General features: G+C 61.5%; 14 protein-coding genes. 11 read left to right on the forward strand and 3 right to left on the reverse strand.

Annotation, left to right across the window (positions count from 1 at the left end):
- Positions 1 to 7: 7 nt before the first annotated feature.
- The 5 genes from Q9R34_RS02315 (at position 8) to Q9R34_RS02335 (ending at position 4,942) form a co-directional block, all read left to right on the forward strand.
- Positions 8 to 1,075, forward strand: a complete 1,068-nt coding sequence (locus Q9R34_RS02315) for an ABC transporter permease (RefSeq protein WP_434125472.1) — start codon at positions 8 to 10, stop codon at positions 1,073 to 1,075.
- Positions 1,076 to 1,087: 12 nt separating this feature from the next.
- The gene (locus Q9R34_RS02320) at positions 1,088 to 1,885 is read left to right on the forward strand and encodes a glucose 1-dehydrogenase (protein WP_485892249.1); all 798 of its coding nucleotides are present in this window, start codon (positions 1,088 to 1,090) and stop codon (positions 1,883 to 1,885) included.
- A 163-nt stretch (positions 1,886 to 2,048) separates the two neighbouring features.
- Positions 2,049 to 3,491, forward strand: a complete 1,443-nt coding sequence (locus Q9R34_RS02325) for a YchO/YchP family invasin (protein WP_485892250.1) — start codon at positions 2,049 to 2,051, stop codon at positions 3,489 to 3,491.
- A 75-nt stretch (positions 3,492 to 3,566) separates the two neighbouring features.
- Positions 3,567 to 3,929, forward strand: coding sequence for a hypothetical protein (locus Q9R34_RS02330; RefSeq protein ID WP_485892252.1), 363 nt, complete (start codon positions 3,567 to 3,569; stop codon positions 3,927 to 3,929).
- A 104-nt stretch (positions 3,930 to 4,033) separates the two neighbouring features.
- A complete protein-coding gene (locus tag Q9R34_RS02335) occupies positions 4,034 to 4,942 on the forward strand; it encodes a bestrophin family protein (protein ID WP_485892253.1) in 909 nt (302 codons plus the stop codon).
- Positions 4,943 to 5,046: 104 nt separating this feature from the next.
- Here the strand turns inward: Q9R34_RS02335 and Q9R34_RS02340 are convergent, their stop codons facing one another.
- Positions 5,047 to 6,120: a porin gene (locus Q9R34_RS02340; protein WP_485892254.1), complete on the reverse strand. Its 1,074-nt coding sequence runs from the start codon at positions 6,118 to 6,120 to the stop codon at positions 5,047 to 5,049.
- A gap of 918 nt (positions 6,121 to 7,038) precedes the next feature.
- On the opposite strand from Q9R34_RS02340, the gene Q9R34_RS02345 reads away from it, so the two are divergent.
- From Q9R34_RS02345 to spy, 6 genes are all read left to right on the forward strand, one after another.
- The gene (locus Q9R34_RS02345) at positions 7,039 to 8,259 is read left to right on the forward strand and encodes a bifunctional succinylornithine transaminase/acetylornithine transaminase (RefSeq protein ID WP_485892256.1); all 1,221 of its coding nucleotides are present in this window, start codon (positions 7,039 to 7,041) and stop codon (positions 8,257 to 8,259) included.
- Complete coding sequence (astA, locus tag Q9R34_RS02350; protein ID WP_434125481.1) at positions 8,256 to 9,287, forward strand: arginine N-succinyltransferase; 1,032 nt, start codon at positions 8,256 to 8,258, stop codon at positions 9,285 to 9,287. The genes Q9R34_RS02345 and astA overlap by 4 nt, the downstream gene beginning before the upstream one ends.
- Complete coding sequence (gene astD / locus Q9R34_RS02355) at positions 9,284 to 10,753, forward strand: succinylglutamate-semialdehyde dehydrogenase (protein WP_485892258.1); 1,470 nt, start codon at positions 9,284 to 9,286, stop codon at positions 10,751 to 10,753. The genes astA and astD overlap by 4 nt, the downstream gene beginning before the upstream one ends.
- Positions 10,750 to 12,075, forward strand: a complete 1,326-nt coding sequence (gene astB, locus Q9R34_RS02360) for an N-succinylarginine dihydrolase (protein WP_434125484.1) — start codon at positions 10,750 to 10,752, stop codon at positions 12,073 to 12,075. The genes astD and astB overlap by 4 nt, the downstream gene beginning before the upstream one ends.
- Before the next feature lie 35 nt (positions 12,076 to 12,110).
- Positions 12,111 to 13,109, forward strand: coding sequence for a succinylglutamate desuccinylase (gene astE, locus Q9R34_RS02365; protein WP_485892259.1), 999 nt, complete (start codon positions 12,111 to 12,113; stop codon positions 13,107 to 13,109).
- 277 nt (positions 13,110 to 13,386) lie between these two features.
- The gene (spy, locus tag Q9R34_RS02370; RefSeq protein WP_434125487.1) at positions 13,387 to 13,872 is read left to right on the forward strand and encodes an ATP-independent periplasmic protein-refolding chaperone Spy; all 486 of its coding nucleotides are present in this window, start codon (positions 13,387 to 13,389) and stop codon (positions 13,870 to 13,872) included.
- Positions 13,873 to 13,947: 75 nt separating this feature from the next.
- Here the strand turns inward: spy and cho are convergent, their stop codons facing one another.
- Both cho and nadE read right to left on the reverse strand, forming a co-directional pair.
- The gene (cho, locus tag Q9R34_RS02375) at positions 13,948 to 14,808 is read right to left on the reverse strand and encodes an excinuclease Cho (RefSeq protein ID WP_033747571.1); all 861 of its coding nucleotides are present in this window, start codon (positions 14,806 to 14,808) and stop codon (positions 13,948 to 13,950) included.
- 126 nt (positions 14,809 to 14,934) lie between these two features.
- Positions 14,935 to 15,759, reverse strand: a complete 825-nt coding sequence (gene nadE / locus Q9R34_RS02380) for an ammonia-dependent NAD(+) synthetase (RefSeq protein WP_485892260.1) — start codon at positions 15,757 to 15,759, stop codon at positions 14,935 to 14,937.
- Positions 15,760 to 15,766: the final 7 nt, after the last annotated feature.

Here is a 15,766-nt window from a genome sequence, read left to right on the forward strand (position 1 = left end):
AGAGATGATGAACCAAAAATACCTGCTCTATATGTACCTGCTGAAAGCGCGCACCTTTATTGCGCTGCTGATCGTCATCGGCTTTTTCAGCGTCATGGTGCCGAACTTTCTTACCCCGTCGAACCTGCTGATTATGACCCAGCACGTCGCCATTACCGGGCTGCTGGCGATCGGCATGACGCTGGTGATCCTCACCGGCGGCATCGATCTCTCGGTGGGGGCGGTAGCGGGCATCTGCGGCATGGTGGCGGGCGCGCTGCTCACCAGCGGCGTGCCGCTGTGGAACGGCAATATCCTGTTTCTCAACGTGCCGGAGGTGATCCTCGCGGTGGCGCTGTTCGGCGTGGTTATTGGGCTGGTGAACGGCGCGGTGATCACCCGGCTTGGCGTCGCGCCCTTTATCTGCACCCTGGGCATGATGTATGTGGCGCGCGGCGCGGCGCTGCTGTTCAACGACGGCAGCACCTACGCCAACCTGGTCGGCCTGCCGGCGCTCGGCAATACCGGCTTCGCCTTTCTCGGCTCCGGCACGCTGCTCGGCATCTATCTGCCGATCTGGCTGATGGTGGGCTTTCTGCTGCTCGGGCTCTACCTGACGCGCAAAACGCCGCTGGGGCGCTATATCTACGCCACCGGCGGCAACGAATCGGCCGCGCGGCTGGCGGGCGTGCCGATCGTGAAGGTGAAAATTTTCGTCTACGCCTTCTCCGGCCTCTGCGCCGGACTGGTGGGGCTGGTGGTGGCGTCGCAGCTGCAAACCGCCCATCCCATGACCGGCAATATGTTTGAGATGGACGCTATCGGCGCTACGGTGCTGGGCGGCACGGCGCTGGCGGGCGGCCGCGGCCGCGTCTCCGGCTCGATTATCGGCGCCTTCGTCATCGTCTTCCTCGCCGACGGCATGGTGATGATGGGCGTCAGCGACTTCTGGCAGATGGTGATCAAGGGGCTGGTGATTGTCACCGCCGTGGTGATCGACCAGTTCCAGCAGCGGTTGCAAAGCAAAGTGGTGCTGCTGCGTCGCCATGAAAAAAAGCAGCAGTCGACATCGGTATCTGAAGTCAGTCATGGATAAGCGGAGGGCAACATGATGCGTCATTTTCAAGGGCAAACCGTCGTCATTACCGGCGCCTGTCGCGGCATCGGGGCCGGCATCGCGGCGCGCTTCGCGCGCGACGGCGCTAACCTGGTGATGGTCTCCAACGCCGAGCGGGTGTTCGCCACCGCCGAGGCGCTGAAGGAGAAGTACGGCAGCGATATTCTGGCGCTACAGGCGGACGTCACCGACGAAGCCGCGGTCCAGCAGCTCTATCAGCAGGCGTTCGACCGCTTCGGCCGCATCGACGTCTCGATACAGAACGCGGGCGTGATCACCATCGATCGCTTCGACGCCATGCCGAAAGCGGATTTCGACAAGGTGCTGGCGGTGAATACCACCGGCGTCTGGCTCTGCTGTCGCGAGGCGGCGAAATATATGGTGCAGCAGAACCGCGGCAGCCTGATCAACACCTCTTCGGGCCAGGGACGCCAGGGGTTTATCTACACGCCGCACTACGCGGCGAGCAAGATGGGGGTGATCGGCATTACCCAGAGCCTGGCGCTGGAGCTGGCGCCCTGGCATATCACCGTGAACGCCTTCTGTCCCGGCATTATCGAGAGTGAGATGTGGGACTACAACGACCGCGTCTGGGGCGAGATCCTCAGCAGCGATAAGAAAAAATATGGCAAGGGCGAGCTGATGGCGGAGTGGGTAGAGAATATTCCGCTGAAGCGCGCCGGCCAGCCGGAGGATGTCGCCGGGCTGGTGGCGTTTCTCGCCTCTGACGACGCCCGCTATATTACCGGCCAGACCATTAACGTCGATGGCGGGCTTATCTTCTCCTGATAGCGACTTCAGGCTGGATAACTCTGCGTTTATCCAGCTTTTTCCCTGCTTTTTCCGCTTTTCCCTGCCATTCTCTGCAAATTCATCGCGATGTGTTAAAGTAAATTCAAATCCTTTTGTGAGACAGATCTCGTTAATCAGCTGAAAAAACCGATAAGACGCTATGTTTCTTCACCGCTTTGCCCGCCCGCTTTTTGCCTCTTCGCCCCTTGTCGCGGCGCTGCTTTCCGCTCTGCCTGCGGCCCAGGCTTTCACTGGCACCGCCGCCGTGGCGGAGACGCCTTTTGACGATCCGGCGCGTTTCAACCAGCAGCTGGCGGCGCTGCCGTCGCTGGGCAACGCGCAGAGCGACGACGAGTGGAATAAGCGGCTCGCCGCTATCGCCAAAGACATTGGCGAAGCAAGCCTGAAAGGCGACGACAGCACCAGTTTCGGCCAGCAGGCGGGCGTCTGGGCTTTTAACCACTTTCGTGACGAGGTGGCGAACCGCGTCGAGAGTGAAGGGCAGTCGCTGCTGTCGCCCTACGGTAATGCCCAGATCGATTTGATGGTGGATATGCAGGGCAGCTTCACCGGCACCGGCGGCGATCTTTTCACCGCGCTGTCGGACGAGCGCAGCCATCTCACTTTTAGCCAGGTGGGGGTGCGCGACACCAGTGACGGGCTGGTGGGCAATGTCGGCCTGGGGCAGCGCTGGGTGACGCCAGGCTGGCTACTGGGCTATAACGCCTTTCTCGACCGCAGCGTCGATATCGGCCAGCAGCGCGCTTCGCTCGGCACCGAAGCCTGGAACGAGAATCTGCGCTTCTCCGCCAACTACTATCACCCGCTGGGCAGCTGGAAGAACAGCGGCGACAGCGAACAGCAGCGTATGGCGCGCGGCTACGACATCACCACGCAGAGCTATCTGCCGTTCTATCGTCAGCTCGGCGTGTCGCTGAGCTGGGAGCAGTATCTCGGCGATAACGTCGATCTTTTTCACAGCGGCAACCGCTACCACAACCCCTCCGCGCTGTCGCTGGGCCTCTCCTATACGCCGGTGCCGCTGGTGACGCTATCGGCCAGCCACAAGACCAGCAGCGCGGGCGAGACGCAGGATCAGCTGGGGTTAAAGCTCAACTATCGCTTCGGCGTGGCGCTGAGCAAGCAGTTGGAGGCGAGCAACGTTGCCGAGGCGCGTTCGCTGCGCGGCAGCCGCTATGACCGGGTCACCCGTTCCGATACGCCGGTGCTCAGTTTTCGCCAGCGCAAAACCCTGTCGGTGTTTCTTGCCACGCCGCCGTGGCAGCTGACGCCGGGCGAAAGCCTGCCGCTGAAGCTGCAGATCCGGCACAGCAACCCGATTAAGGCGTTGAGCTGGCAGGGCGATACCCAGGCGCTGAGCCTGACGCCGCCCGCGAATAACAGCCAGCCGCAGGGCTGGAGTCTGATCGTGCCCGCCTGGGACGACTCGCAAGGCGCCAGCAACGAGTACCGCCTGTCGGTGACGCTGGAGGATGAGAAGCAGCAGCGCGTCACCTCGAACTGGATCACCCTGAAGGTGCAGCCGCCGATGCAGGCCGATGCCGGTGCGGCGTCAGATCGCTTCGATATTATGGCGCCCTGACGCGCTGTTGAGGATTGCGTGACGCCGCGCGCGCTATCATCACTGCTGTTCGCTGTCTCTGCCGAGAGGTCATCAATGAAACTTTTCTCTCTTCTGTTCGCCTGCGGCTGTTTATGCGGCTGCGTGGATCTGGGCCAGGTGTCGCTCCATCCTGAGACCACCACCGGCTACTTCGCCGCCCATCGCTTCGAGGTTGAGCAGTGTCTGGAAACCACAGCGCTCAACCAGCGGCTGCGGTTAGAGGCCGACGATCCGCTGCCTGGGGGCGTGGACCGGTTTAACCTGCTGAATGCGCAGTCAGAGGTAGTGGCATGGATCGAGGTGGCGAAATTTAGCCATCACGAAACCAGCGCGCAGTTCTATTACGCGCCCGACCGGCCCGCAATCGCGCAGGCGGTGGCGACGATGATAGCGCGCTGCGGCTCAGTGGGCAGCTAGCGCGCGAGAGAGGAATAAGTTGTGACAATTGTCACAATTTATCGCTGGTCAGGCGGGCGGGAAAGTCGCAGAATCGCCACAAAATCCCTTGTCACCTGCCCATCATGATCGTTCGTCCTCATCGCCACTGGTTCGTTCGTTTGTTCGCCTGGCACGGCTCTGTGCTGCCTGTTATTTCATTCCGCCTGTTTCTTAATCTGCTGATGTCGCTGCTCGCGCTCTGGCTGCTCAACTGGTACGAGACCCTCGGCATCAAGCTGACGCTGGCGCCTTTTAGCCTGCTCGGCGTCTCCATTGCGGTGTTTCTCGGCTTTCGCAACAGCGTCTGCTTCGCGCGCTTCAGCGAGGCGCGCCATTTTTTCGGCGCGCTGCTGATCGCCTGCCGCACGCTGCAGCGTCAGGTGCTGGCGCTCTTTCCTGACGATGCGCCGCGGATCCAGGCGCTGCTGCTGGCGTTCTGCTATAGCCTGAAGCACCAGCTGCGCCGCAGCGACGCGCGCGCCGATCTGCAGCGGCTGCTCGGGGAAGATGCCGACTGGGTGCTGTCGCGCCGCTCGCCGACCAATATGCTGCACCTTCAGCTCTCGCACTGGCTGGCGGACCAGCGTCGCCAGGGCAAAATCAGCGATCTGGTGTGGAGCACGATCGACGAGAGCCTGAATCAGCTCGCGGCGGTGCTGGGTGGCTGCGAACGGCTGGCGAGCATGCCGGTGCCGTTCGCCTACGGCCTGCTGCTGCACCGCACCGTCTATCTCTTCTGCACGCTGCTGCCGTTTGCGCTGGCGCCCGATCTGCACGCGATGACGCCGCTGGTGTCGATGTTTATCTCCTACACCTTTTTGTCGCTTGATACGCTGGCGGAGGAGCTGGAGATGCCGTTCGGCTATCAGAATAACCATCTGCCGATGGATGCGATCTGCACCAATATTGAGATTAGCCTGCGGGAGATGGCGGGAGAGGAAGAGACGCTGCCGACGCCGCTGCGCCCGGACGTCTATTACCGTCTGACTTAGCCCTGGCGGCGCACCTTAACAGAGAGCAAAGAAAAAGGCCGCTTGCGCGGCCCTGCGCGCCCGGTTGACACTGTGACCGGGCGCAGCATGAGGGTACAACCTTATCAGAACTGGTAGATCAGGCCCACGGCGGTGATATCGTCGGTCTTCAGGCGCAGCGGGTTGTTGTCGTCCAGCAGGTTGATTTTGTACTCCACATAGGTCGACATGTTTTTGTTGAAGTAGTAGGTGGTGCCTACCGCAACATATTTGAAGATGTCGGCGTCGCCGATATTCTCAATCTCTTTGCCTTTTGATGAGACATAGCCAATTGACGGGCGCAGGCCGTTCAGGAACTGATACTGCGCCACCGCTTCGAAGTTCTGCGCTTTGTTGGCGAAGCCGCCGCTGATCGGGGTGGCGTTCAGGGTTTCGCCATACATCGCCGCCAGATAGATCTGATTCGCATCATATTTCACCGCCGTCGCCCAGTTCTGCGCGCGGTCGCCGTCGCCGCGCGCCGCCGCGTTCTGCGTCTCGGTGCGGTCGAGGCTGGCGAAAGCGCCGGTAAAGCTCAGGCCGAAATCGAAGGCGTAGGTGGCGGAAAGGGCGTAGCCGTCGCCGTTGGAGCGGCGCACGCCGTCGGTGTTGCCAGCGCGATCGTTTTTACCCTGGTACTGCGCGGCCAGGCTCAGCCCCTTGACCAGGCCGAAGAAATCTTTATTGCGCCAGGTGAGCAGGCCGGTAGAGCGTCCCGCCAGGAAGGCGTCGGCGTAGCCGGAGTCGCCGCCGAAGAAGGGCAGCATATCGGTATAGGCGAGCGCGTCGTAGACCAGCCCGTAGTTGCGGCCATAGTCGAGCGAGCCAGCGTTGCCAAACTTCAGGCCAGCATAGCCAAGACGGGTGCGGTTGCCGGTCTGCGCGTCGCTGCCTTCCGAGTTGCGCAGGCTGTACTGATACTGCCAGAAGCCATAGCCGGTCAGCCGATCGGTAATTTTGGTTTCGCCCTTAAAGCCGAGGCGCGCATAGGAAGAGGTATCGCCATCGCTGCTGCTGTCGTTAGAAAACAGGTGCGAGACGTTAATCTTTCCCACTAAGTCGAGTTTGTTACCATCTTTATTATAAATCTCTGCTGCCTGGCTGGCAGATATCCCTACAAGAGACGACACCACTGCCGCCGCTATCGCGCGCTTCATCATTGATATTTACCCTGTCTTTGTTAGTTATTATTCCCCGCTATCCGGGGTGAAAGAAAAATGACACAAAAGGATAATTTGACCTAGTGCAATAAGTGTAACTGAATATTTCTATAGCTGATTTTATGTTTCTGCTGGTTATTTATTGTTCGGTAATGCGATGCGTAAATTATTGCCAGCCAGAAGGTTGGTAAAATTATTTATTTTTAAATCATTGAATTTAATCATTAATATAAATTCTTATTGTGAAGGCTTCGGGCAGGGCTGCGTCTTGATATCTGGCTAGCTAATCCCAGAGGAAAAGCAAGCTTTATCGGAAAAGTGCAAATAGCAGCCAAAATTAAAGCTCTAATAATTAGCTCACTTACAAATTAAATAGCCATCATAAATTCTTATTGCTGAATTGATAATAACGTCAGGAATAATTGTTTTAACGCGCGTCGTTTAATTACTCAGGCCAGGTGAATATTCCGCCTGGCCTTTTACGCATGTAACGGTGCCCACGGACTCGCCAGGCTTAATTTTCAGGCAAGCGATCCGCCTTCACGCTTTCAGGCGATCGATCTGCCCTTAAACAGAGCACGCTGCACCTCTAAAGGGCGTTTTTTGCCTGATTTTGAACATAAAAGTCAGGAGCGATCACAAAAGCAATATTTACTCTGGTAACTGCATAAATCTGCTGCGGATTATAGGGCGCAGGCGCGACAGTCACAAAATTATTCACTATATATGCAATAAAAGTGAATATCGCATGTATTTAAGTTATTGATATTTCGTTGTCACGCCTCTTTTATGCATTTATTCGCTTTGCTGGCACGCAAGCTGCACCTTACAGTAGGGCTGTATTTACCCGAATTTCACAAATCTAAAACATTCGCTTTACTCGCCGGCGCGCCGGGCGGGAAAGCAGGAGAAACAGATATGTCACTGCAGGTTTCGCGTCACGATTTCAATCAATGGATGGTGCCGGTCTATGCGCCAGCGAACTTTGTACCGGTGCGCGCATCGGGCTCGACCCTCTGGGATCAGAACGGCAAAGAGTATATCGACTTTGCCGGGGGCATTGCGGTTAACGCGCTGGGCCATGCGCACCCGGCGCTGCAGCAGGCGTTGACCGAGCAGGCGTCGCGCCTGTGGCATACCGGCAACGGCTATACCAACGAGCCGATCCTGCGGCTGGCGAAGCAGCTGATCGACGCCACCTTCGCTGACCGCGTCTTCTTCTGCAACTCGGGCGCCGAAGCCAACGAGGCGGCGCTGAAGCTGGCGCGTAAAACCGCACACGATCGCTTCGGCGCGCATAAAAGCGGCATCGTTGCCTTCAATAATGCTTTTCACGGCCGCACGCTGTTTACCGTTTCCGCTGGCGGTCAGCCCGCCTACTCAAAAGATTTCGCGCCGCTGCCGCCCGATATCCGCCATACCCCGTTTAACGATCTGGAAGCAGCGGCGCAGCTGATCGACGACAACACCTGCGCGGTGATCGTCGAGCCGATTCAGGGCGAAGGCGGCGTGCTGCCTGCCGATCCCGCCTTTTTACGCGGCCTGCGCGCGCTGTGCGACCAGCACCAGGCGCTGCTGATTTTTGACGAAGTGCAGAGCGGCGTAGGCCGCACCGGTTCGCTCTACGCCTATATGCACTACGGCGTGACGCCGGACGTGCTCACCACCGCCAAGGCGCTGGGCGGCGGTTTCCCTATCGGCGCGATGCTGACGCGCGAGGATCTGGCGCAGGTCATGAACGTCGGCACCCACGGCACCACCTACGGCGGCAATCCGCTGGCGGGCGCGGTGGCGGGCAAGGTGCTGGAACTGATCAACCAGCCTGCGACTCTGGCGGGCGTGACTGAACGCCATCGGTGGATCGTCGAGGCGCTGGAGGAGATTAACCAGCGGCTGCATCTGTTTAAAGAGGTGCGCGGCCTGGGCCTGCTGATCGGCGCGGTGCTGAACGAGGACTATGCCGGTAAAGCGAAGCAGTTTAACCTGGCGGCGGCCGAGCAGGGCGTGATGGTACTGATCGCCGGCGCTAACGTGGTGCGTTTCGCGCCGGCGCTCAATATCAGCGAAGAGGAAGTCAAAACCGGCATGGCGCGCTTTGCCGCTGCCTGTGAACACCTGGCGCGAGGATCGACATCATGATGGTGATTCGCCCTGTTGAACATGACGACCTGGCACAACTGCTGACGCTGGCCGGTAAAACGGGCGGCGGACTCACCTCGCTGCCGGTCGACAGCCCGACACTGCAGGCGCGCATCGAGCGCTCGCTGCAAACCTGGCAGGGCAGGCTGCCGCGCGCCGAACAGGGCTACGTCTTTGTGCTGGCGGACAGTGAAGAGAATCGCGCCGTGGGCATCTGCGCCATTGAGGTGGCGGTCGGACTGCAGGAGCCCTGGTATAACTTTCGCGTCGGCACCCAGGTGCACGCCTCAAAAGAGCTCAACGTCTACGCGGCGCTGCCGACCCTGTCGCTGAGCAATGACCATACCGGCAGCAGCGAACTCTGCACGCTGTTTCTCGATCCCGACTACCGCGACGGCAAAAACGGCTACCTGCTCTCTAAGTCGCGCTTTCTCTTTATGGCGAACTTTCGCCATCAGTTTATGGATCGCGTGGTGGCCGAGATGCGCGGCGTCAGCGACGACGCGGGCCATTCGCCCTTCTGGGAGAGCGTCGGCAGCCGCTTCTTCTCCATGGAGTTTCGCAAGGCCGACTTCCTCAGCGGCACCGGCCAGAAAGCCTTTATCGCCGAGCTGATGCCGAAGCATCCGCTCTATATCGACTACCTGTCGCCAGAGGCGCGCGCGGTGATCGGCCAGGTGCATGAGAAGACCGCGCCCGCGCGCGCGGTGCTGGAGGCAGAGGGGTTCCGCTACCGCAACTATATCGACATCTTCGACGGCGGTCCGACGCTGGAGTGCGAAATCGACGACATTCGCGCCATCCGCAAGAGCCATGTGCGCAGCGCCGCGCTCGGCGAACCGGACGAACATGCGCCGCTCTGTCTGGTGGCGAATATGGACTATCACCGTTTCCGCGTCGCGCTGCTGCCCGCGCGCATCGAGCAGCATGACGTGGTACTTAATGAGAATCAGCTCAGGGCGTTGCACGTTGAGCCAGGCGATAGCCTGCGCGTGGTGACGCTGGGCGGCGAGGAGAAAAAAGCATGACGCAAATGATTAACGGCGAATGGCAGCCGGGCCGCGGCGACGCGCTGCGTAAAGTCGATCCGGTGTTCGGCGAAACGCTGTGGCAGGGCGAGGCCGCCACGGCGGAGCAGATCGCGCAGGCGGCGGCGGCCGCCCGCGAGGCGTTTCCCGGCTGGGCGCGCCGACCTTTCGCCGAGCGTCAGGCGCTGGCCGAGCGTTTCGCCTCGCTGCTGGAGAGCCATAAAACCGAGCTGGCGGACACCATTGCCGCCGAAACCGGCAAGCCGCGCTGGGAGGCGCTGACCGAAGTACAGGCGATGATCAATAAGATCGCTATCTCTGTGAAAGCGTTCCACACGCGCACCGGGGAACAGCACGAGGGCGAAAGTTCGCTGCGCCATCGCCCGCACGGCGTGCTGGCGGTCTTCGGCCCCTACAACTTTCCCGGCCATCTGCCGAACGGCCATATTGTGCCGGCGCTACTGGCGGGCAACTGCGTCCTCTTCAAGCCGAGCGAGCTGACGCCCCTGACGGCGGAGAAAACCGTGCGCCTCTGGCTGGAAGCGGGGCTGCCGCGCGGCGTGCTGGCGCTGCTGCAGGGCGCGCGCGCCACCGGACAGGCGCTGGCGGCGGAGACGCAGATCGACGGCGTGCTCTTTACCGGCAGCGCCGGAACGGGCTATCAACTGCATCGCCAGTTCGCTGGCCAGCCGGAGAAAATGCTGGCGCTGGAGATGGGCGGCAACAATGCGCTCATCGTCGAGGATCCGGCGGATATCGACGCGGCGGTGCATATCGCTATTCAGTCCGCGTTTATTACCGCGGGGCAGCGCTGCACCTGCGCGCGCCGCCTGCTGGTGAAGCGCGGCGCGGCGGGCGACGCCTTCCTGCAGCGGCTGCTGGACGTCAGCGCGCGGCTGCAGCCCGGCGCGTGGAACGCCGAGCCGCAGCCCTTTATGGGCAGCGCCATCTCCGTCGAGGCGGCGGAAAAGATCTATCAGGCGTGGCAGCAGCGCGTCGCGCTCGGCGGCACGCCGCTGCTGGAGATGCGCTGGCCGCAGCGCAGCAATGCGCTGCTCACGCCGGGCATTATCGACGTCACGCAGGTCAGCGGCCTGCCGGACGAAGAGGTGTTCGGCCCGCTGCTTAACGTTATTCGCTACGACAGCTTCGATGAGGCTATCCGCCTCGCCAACGCGACCCGCTACGGCCTCTCCTGCGGCCTTATCTCGCCGTCGCGCGCGCAGTTCGACCAGCTGCTGCTGGAGGCGCGCGCCGGGATCGTAAACTGGAACAAGCCGCTCACCGGTGCGGCCAGCAGCGCACCGTTTGGCGGCGTTGGCGCCTCCGGCAACCACCGCGCCAGCGCCTGGTACGCGGCGGACTACTGCGCCTGGCCGATGGCGTCGCTGGAGACGCCCGATCTGACGCTGCCCGCCGCGCTCTCGCCGGGACTCGATTTTTCTGCGCGCGAGGAGCAGGCATGAAAACCACAGAAGCGAACTTCGACGGGCTGGTCGGCCTGACGCACCACTATGCCGGACTGTCGTTCGGCAACGAGGCCTCGACGCGCCACCAGCATCAGCCGTCTAACCCGCGCCTCGCGGCGAAGCAGGGCCTGCTGAAGATGAAGGCGCTGGCGGATAAAGGCTTTGTGCAGGGGGTGATCCCGCCGCATGAGCGGCCCAATCTGCCGCTGCTGCGTCAGCTCGGCTTCCGCGGCAGCGACGAACAGGTGCTGGCGCAGGCGGCGAAGGCGTCGCCCGGGCTGCTGTCGGCGGTCAGTTCCGCCTCGGCGATGTGGGTCGCCAACGCGGCGACGGTGTCGCCTTCGGCCGACAGCGCCGACGGGCGCGTCCATTTCACCGTCGCCAACCTGAACAACAAGTTCCATCGCGCCATGGAGGCGCCGCAGACCGCCCGGCTGCTGCGCGCTATCTTTCGCGATCCGCAGCATTTCAACGTGCACGACGCGCTGCCGCAGGTGGCGCTGTTTGGCGACGAAGGGGCCGCGAACCATAACCGCCTCGGCGCCGAGTATGGCGAACGCAGCCTGCAGCTCTTTGTTTACGGGCGCGACGACAACGGCGGCATCGCCCCGGGCCGCTATCCCGCGCGGCAGACGCTGCAGGCGAGCCAGGCAGTGGCCAGGCTGCATCAGCTTGACGAGCGCCACACGATTTTTGCCCAGCAGAACCCGGAAGTGATCGACCAGGGGGTGTTTCATAACGACGTTATCGCGGTCAGCAACCGCGAAGCGCTTTTCCTCCATCAGCGGGCGTTCGTCAATCAGCCTGCGCTGCTGGCGACGTTGCAGCAGCGCGTGCCTGGCTTTACCGCCATTGAGGTGCCTGAAAGCCGCGTCTCGGTAGCGGACGCGGTCAGCACTTATCTCTTCAACAGCCAGCTGCTGAGCCGCGACGATGGCGCGATGCTGCTGGTGCTGCCCGAAGAGTCGCGCCAGCATCCCGGCGTCTGGGGCTACCTGAGCGAGCTGGTGGAGCAGGGCGGTCCGGTGCGCGAGCTGGCGAGCTTCGACCTGCGCGAAAGCATGCAAAACGGCGGCGGTCCTGCCTGTCTGCGGCTGCGCGTGGTGCTGACGCCTCAGGAGCGGCAGGCGCTGAATCCGGCGGTAATCATGAACGATCGCCTGTTCGCCACGCTTAATGAGTGGGTGGATCGCCACTACCGCGATCGCCTGACGCAGGCGGATCTGGCTGATCCTCAGCTGTTAACAGAGGGCCGCGAGGCGCTGGACGAGCTGACGCGGCTGCTGGACCTGGGCAACGTTTACGCGTTTCAGCAGTAGCGGGAACGGCGCTGACATCGCAGAAAGGAGCTTTCATGCACGATTTTCTTCAGCAGACGCTGTCAGGCGAGGCGCCGCATCAGCTGTGCGGTGAGACGCCCTGGCTGCGCTGGCGCTGGATCGATCACGGTATTCTCCAGCTCGACCCGCTCGACGAGCCGCAGCAGGCGCTGGTGCTGTCGGCCGGCATTCACGGCAATGAGACCGCGCCGGTAGAGATAATGAATGCGCTTATCAGCGCGCTGCTGCGCGGCGAGATGGTGTTGCGTCATCGCGTGCTGGCGATCCTCGGCAATCCGGCGGCGCTGCGCGCCGGGAAGCGCTACCTGCGCCATGACGTGAACCGCCTGTTCGGCGGCCGCTGGCAGCAGATCGACGGCTGCGACGAGGCGCGGCGCGCGCTGCGTCTGGAGCAGGCGACGGAGGCCTTCTGGCTGGAGGGCGGCAAGGCGGCGCAGCCGCGCTGGCATCTCGATCTGCACACCGCCATTCGCGGCTCCTGGCATACCCGCTTCGGCGTGCTGCCGCTCAATCCGCATCCCTGGCCGGCACCCTTTATCAGCTGGCTGACGGCGGCGGGGCTGGAGGCGCTGGTCTTCCACACCGCGCCAGGCGGCACCTTTACGCATTTCAGCTGCGCCAGCTTCGGCGCCGCCAGCTGCACGCTGGAGCTGGGCAAGGCCCTGCCGTTCGGCGCCAACGATCTGACGCAGTTCGCCGCCGCGCAGCAGGCGCTGGCGGCGCTGCTGAGCGGCGGGCCGCTGCCGGAGGCGCGCGAGCAGCCGCGTCGCTACCGGGTGGCGCAGCAGATCACCCGCCTCAGCGAGCAGTTCCGGCTGCATATGGATGCGGAGACGCGCAACTTTACCGCCTTCCCGCAGGGCACGCTGCTGGCTGAGGATGGCGCCACGCGCTACGTCGTGCAGCAGGCGCGCGAATATGTGCTGTTTCCCAATCCTGCCGTCGCGCTGGGGCTGCGCGCCGGTCTGATGCTGGTGGAGGAGGAGGCGCCAGCAGCGGCGCTGCCAGACTGACATCCTGTCCGGCGGCGAAGCGGCGAATTTTCCTTCCGCTTTGCTGCCGGAACCCTTACACTCCTCCATAATTCCTGCCAAATCCGCTTTAAATTCATATTCTTTTGCAATTCCTCACCGGATCCTTCTTATTCTCTTCATGATTGCCCGATTTTTGTCTTTTATGCTTTCACGGCTTTACTCACTCTCTGAGAGATTGACATTCAGCAGCGTAATCTTGTTCTCGAAGACGCGACAGGCTGCTGTCGTCATTAACTGAATGATAAGGACAACTATTATGCGTAAACTGACTTCTCTGATTCTCGCTTCTACCCTGGCATTCGGTGCGGCAAGCGCGGTCCATGCAGCGGCCGACAACCTGACGCCACCTCCGGCCGGTAGCGAAAAAGCGATGCATAAGCCGCCGATGCACCACGGCATGATGATGTTCAAAGGCCTGAACCTGACCGATGCGCAGAAGACCCAGATTCGCGACATCATGAAAGAGAGCCACAAAGAGTTTAAACGTCCGTCGCTGGAAGAGCGCCGCGCCGGTCACGCGATTATCGCCTCTGACACCTTCGACCGCGCGAAAGCGGAAGCGCAGGCGGAGAAAATGACCGCCGATGCGAAAGCGCGCGCGGTGGCGATGATGGAGACGCAGAACAAGCTCTATAACGTGCTGACGCCAGAGCAGAAGAAGCAGTACAACGCTAACTTTGAAAAGCGTCTGACCGAGAAAGGCCCGCACGACGAGAAAATGGCGCCGCCAGCCGCTGAATAACCGGCTGAGGTAAGGCAGTAAGACCGCCGACGTTGTCCAGACAGGCAGAAAGTCTGGGCAGCGTCGGCGGTTTTTTTATAGCGGTTCGATGGGGTAGTGGCCGGAAAGCAGCGGTCGACACAAAATTTTATAGCCGTCATGGTCGAAGCCGCTCGGCGCACGCTTCAGCCGACGCGCCTCTTCCATATCGCTGACCGATCCCAGATAGAACCAGTGGTCGATCACGTGGATCTGCGTCATCAGTTTCCCCTCCTCGATCAGCGCGACCGGGCCCTGCCACGGCCAGCAGATCACCCGCACGCTCTCCAGCGCTTCCAGCAGCCGCGCCTGATGATCGTCCAGCGTTTCGCGGCCGCAGCAGGCACCGGCGCAGCGGCGCAGCGCCGCGCGAAAACAGGCGCGGTTGGCGCTCAGCTTCTCCAGCCCCAGCAGCCCGTGGCAGAGCTGATGCTCGTCGGCGAGATACTTCAGCGTCTCCAGCGCTTTGTGGCGACTGCGATAAAGCCCAAAAAGGTTAGGAGAGTGGGAAAAATCGACGTCGCGCGCGTAGACCACCTCAGGCTTGCCTTCGGCGATCTGAATCGAGCAGAGCTGGCGATTTTTGCGCAGGCGTTTGTTGAACAGCGGCTGCTGCGTCTTGATCATCTGCGCCTCCAGCAGCAGCGCGCCGAGATCGCCCGCGGTGGGGATCCAGCTGACGCGGCGCGCCTGGCGCAGCATGCGCGCCTCTTCCGGCGTGCGGAAGTGCGACATCACGCGCGAGCGCAGATTGATGCTTTTCCCGATATAGAGCGGCAGCGTCTCGCTGTCGCCGTGAAAGGTATAGACGCCGGGCTGATTGGGCAAACCTTCCAGCCATTCGCGCAGGTGTTCGGGATATTCGTAGATGGCAGCCGCGTCGAACTCGAGGCGGTGCGTGGCGGCACGTCGAACCAAGACAGACTCCTGTAACTGTGTATTCATACAGCATATCAGGCTGCTCAGGCTTTCGCCAGCGGGTTAATCGGTGAACATCGAGGCGGGATAAGATTTCCCCTGCCGGGCAGCAGGGGAAAGAGGGCGTTATTTCCAGAAGTCGTCGAACACCGTAATCGGCGGACGGCGCTTGTGCTCAGTCTTCAGATACCAGTTTTCGATGATCTTCGCCGTTTCCGGCGCGACGCTTTTGCCTTCCAGGTAGTCATCAATCATCTCATAGGTAACGCCGAGCGCTACTTCATCCTCCAGGCCAGGACGATCGTCTTCCAGATCGGCCGTCGGGCGTTTCAGGTAGAGGTGTTCCGGACAGCCCAGGGTTTTCAGCAGCAGCTTGCCCTGGCGCTTATTGAGGCGAAACAGCGGGTTGATGTCGGTGCCGCCGTCGCCATATTTGGTGAAGAAGCCGGTCACCGCTTCCGCCGCATGGTCGGTGCCCACCACCAGGCCTTTGGTCATGCCGGCGATGCTGTACTGCGCCTTCATGCGCTCGCGCGCTTTTTCATTGCCGCGCACAAAATCGGAGAGCTCGACCCCCGCCTCGCGCAGCGCGCGTTCGCTGGCCAGCACCGACTCTTTGATATTGACTACCAGCGAGCGATCGGGCTGGATAAACGCCAGCGCGTCCTGACAATCCTGCTCATCCGCCTGCACGCCGTAGGGCAGGCGTACGGCGATAAAGGCGTAGGCGCTGTCGCCGCTCTCTTCACGCAGTTCGTCGATCGCCAGCTGCGACAGTTTGCCCGCCAGCGTCGAGTCCTGGCCACCGCTGATGCCGAGCACCAGGGTCTTCAGAAACGGATTACGCTTCAGGTAGCTTTTGAGGAAATCGACGCTGCGACGAATTTCCTGCTGCGGGTCGATATCCGGGCTAACGCCGAGTGCGGTAATGATTTCCTGCTGCAGTGACATGAATCTC

The sequence above is a fragment of the Enterobacter sp. BRE11 genome, from assembly GCF_031844285.1.
Taxonomy (GTDB): Bacteria; Pseudomonadota; Gammaproteobacteria; order Enterobacterales; family Enterobacteriaceae; genus Pantoea.

Coding starts and splice junctions, on each gene's coding strand:
- Q9R34_RS02340 (WP_485892254.1), bottom strand. CDS start 6,120: ATGATGAAGCGCGCGATAGCGGCGGCAGTGGTGTCGTCTCTTGTAGGG.
- astA (WP_434125481.1), top strand. CDS start 8,256: ATGATGGTGATTCGCCCTGTTGAACATGACGACCTGGCACAACTGCTG.
- astB (WP_434125484.1), top strand. CDS start 10,750: ATGAAAACCACAGAAGCGAACTTCGACGGGCTGGTCGGCCTGACGCAC.
- Q9R34_RS02315 (WP_434125472.1), top strand. CDS start 8: ATGAACCAAAAATACCTGCTCTATATGTACCTGCTGAAAGCGCGCACC.
- Q9R34_RS02330 (WP_485892252.1), top strand. CDS start 3,567: ATGAAACTTTTCTCTCTTCTGTTCGCCTGCGGCTGTTTATGCGGCTGC.
- astD (WP_485892258.1), top strand. CDS start 9,284: ATGACGCAAATGATTAACGGCGAATGGCAGCCGGGCCGCGGCGACGCG.
- spy (WP_434125487.1), top strand. CDS start 13,387: ATGCGTAAACTGACTTCTCTGATTCTCGCTTCTACCCTGGCATTCGGT.
- nadE (WP_485892260.1), bottom strand. CDS start 15,759: ATGTCACTGCAGCAGGAAATCATTACCGCACTCGGCGTTAGCCCGGAT.
- Q9R34_RS02345 (WP_485892256.1), top strand. CDS start 7,039: ATGTCACTGCAGGTTTCGCGTCACGATTTCAATCAATGGATGGTGCCG.
- astE (WP_485892259.1), top strand. CDS start 12,111: ATGCACGATTTTCTTCAGCAGACGCTGTCAGGCGAGGCGCCGCATCAG.
- Q9R34_RS02325 (WP_485892250.1), top strand. CDS start 2,049: ATGTTTCTTCACCGCTTTGCCCGCCCGCTTTTTGCCTCTTCGCCCCTT.
- Q9R34_RS02320 (WP_485892249.1), top strand. CDS start 1,088: ATGATGCGTCATTTTCAAGGGCAAACCGTCGTCATTACCGGCGCCTGT.
- Q9R34_RS02335 (WP_485892253.1), top strand. CDS start 4,034: ATGATCGTTCGTCCTCATCGCCACTGGTTCGTTCGTTTGTTCGCCTGG.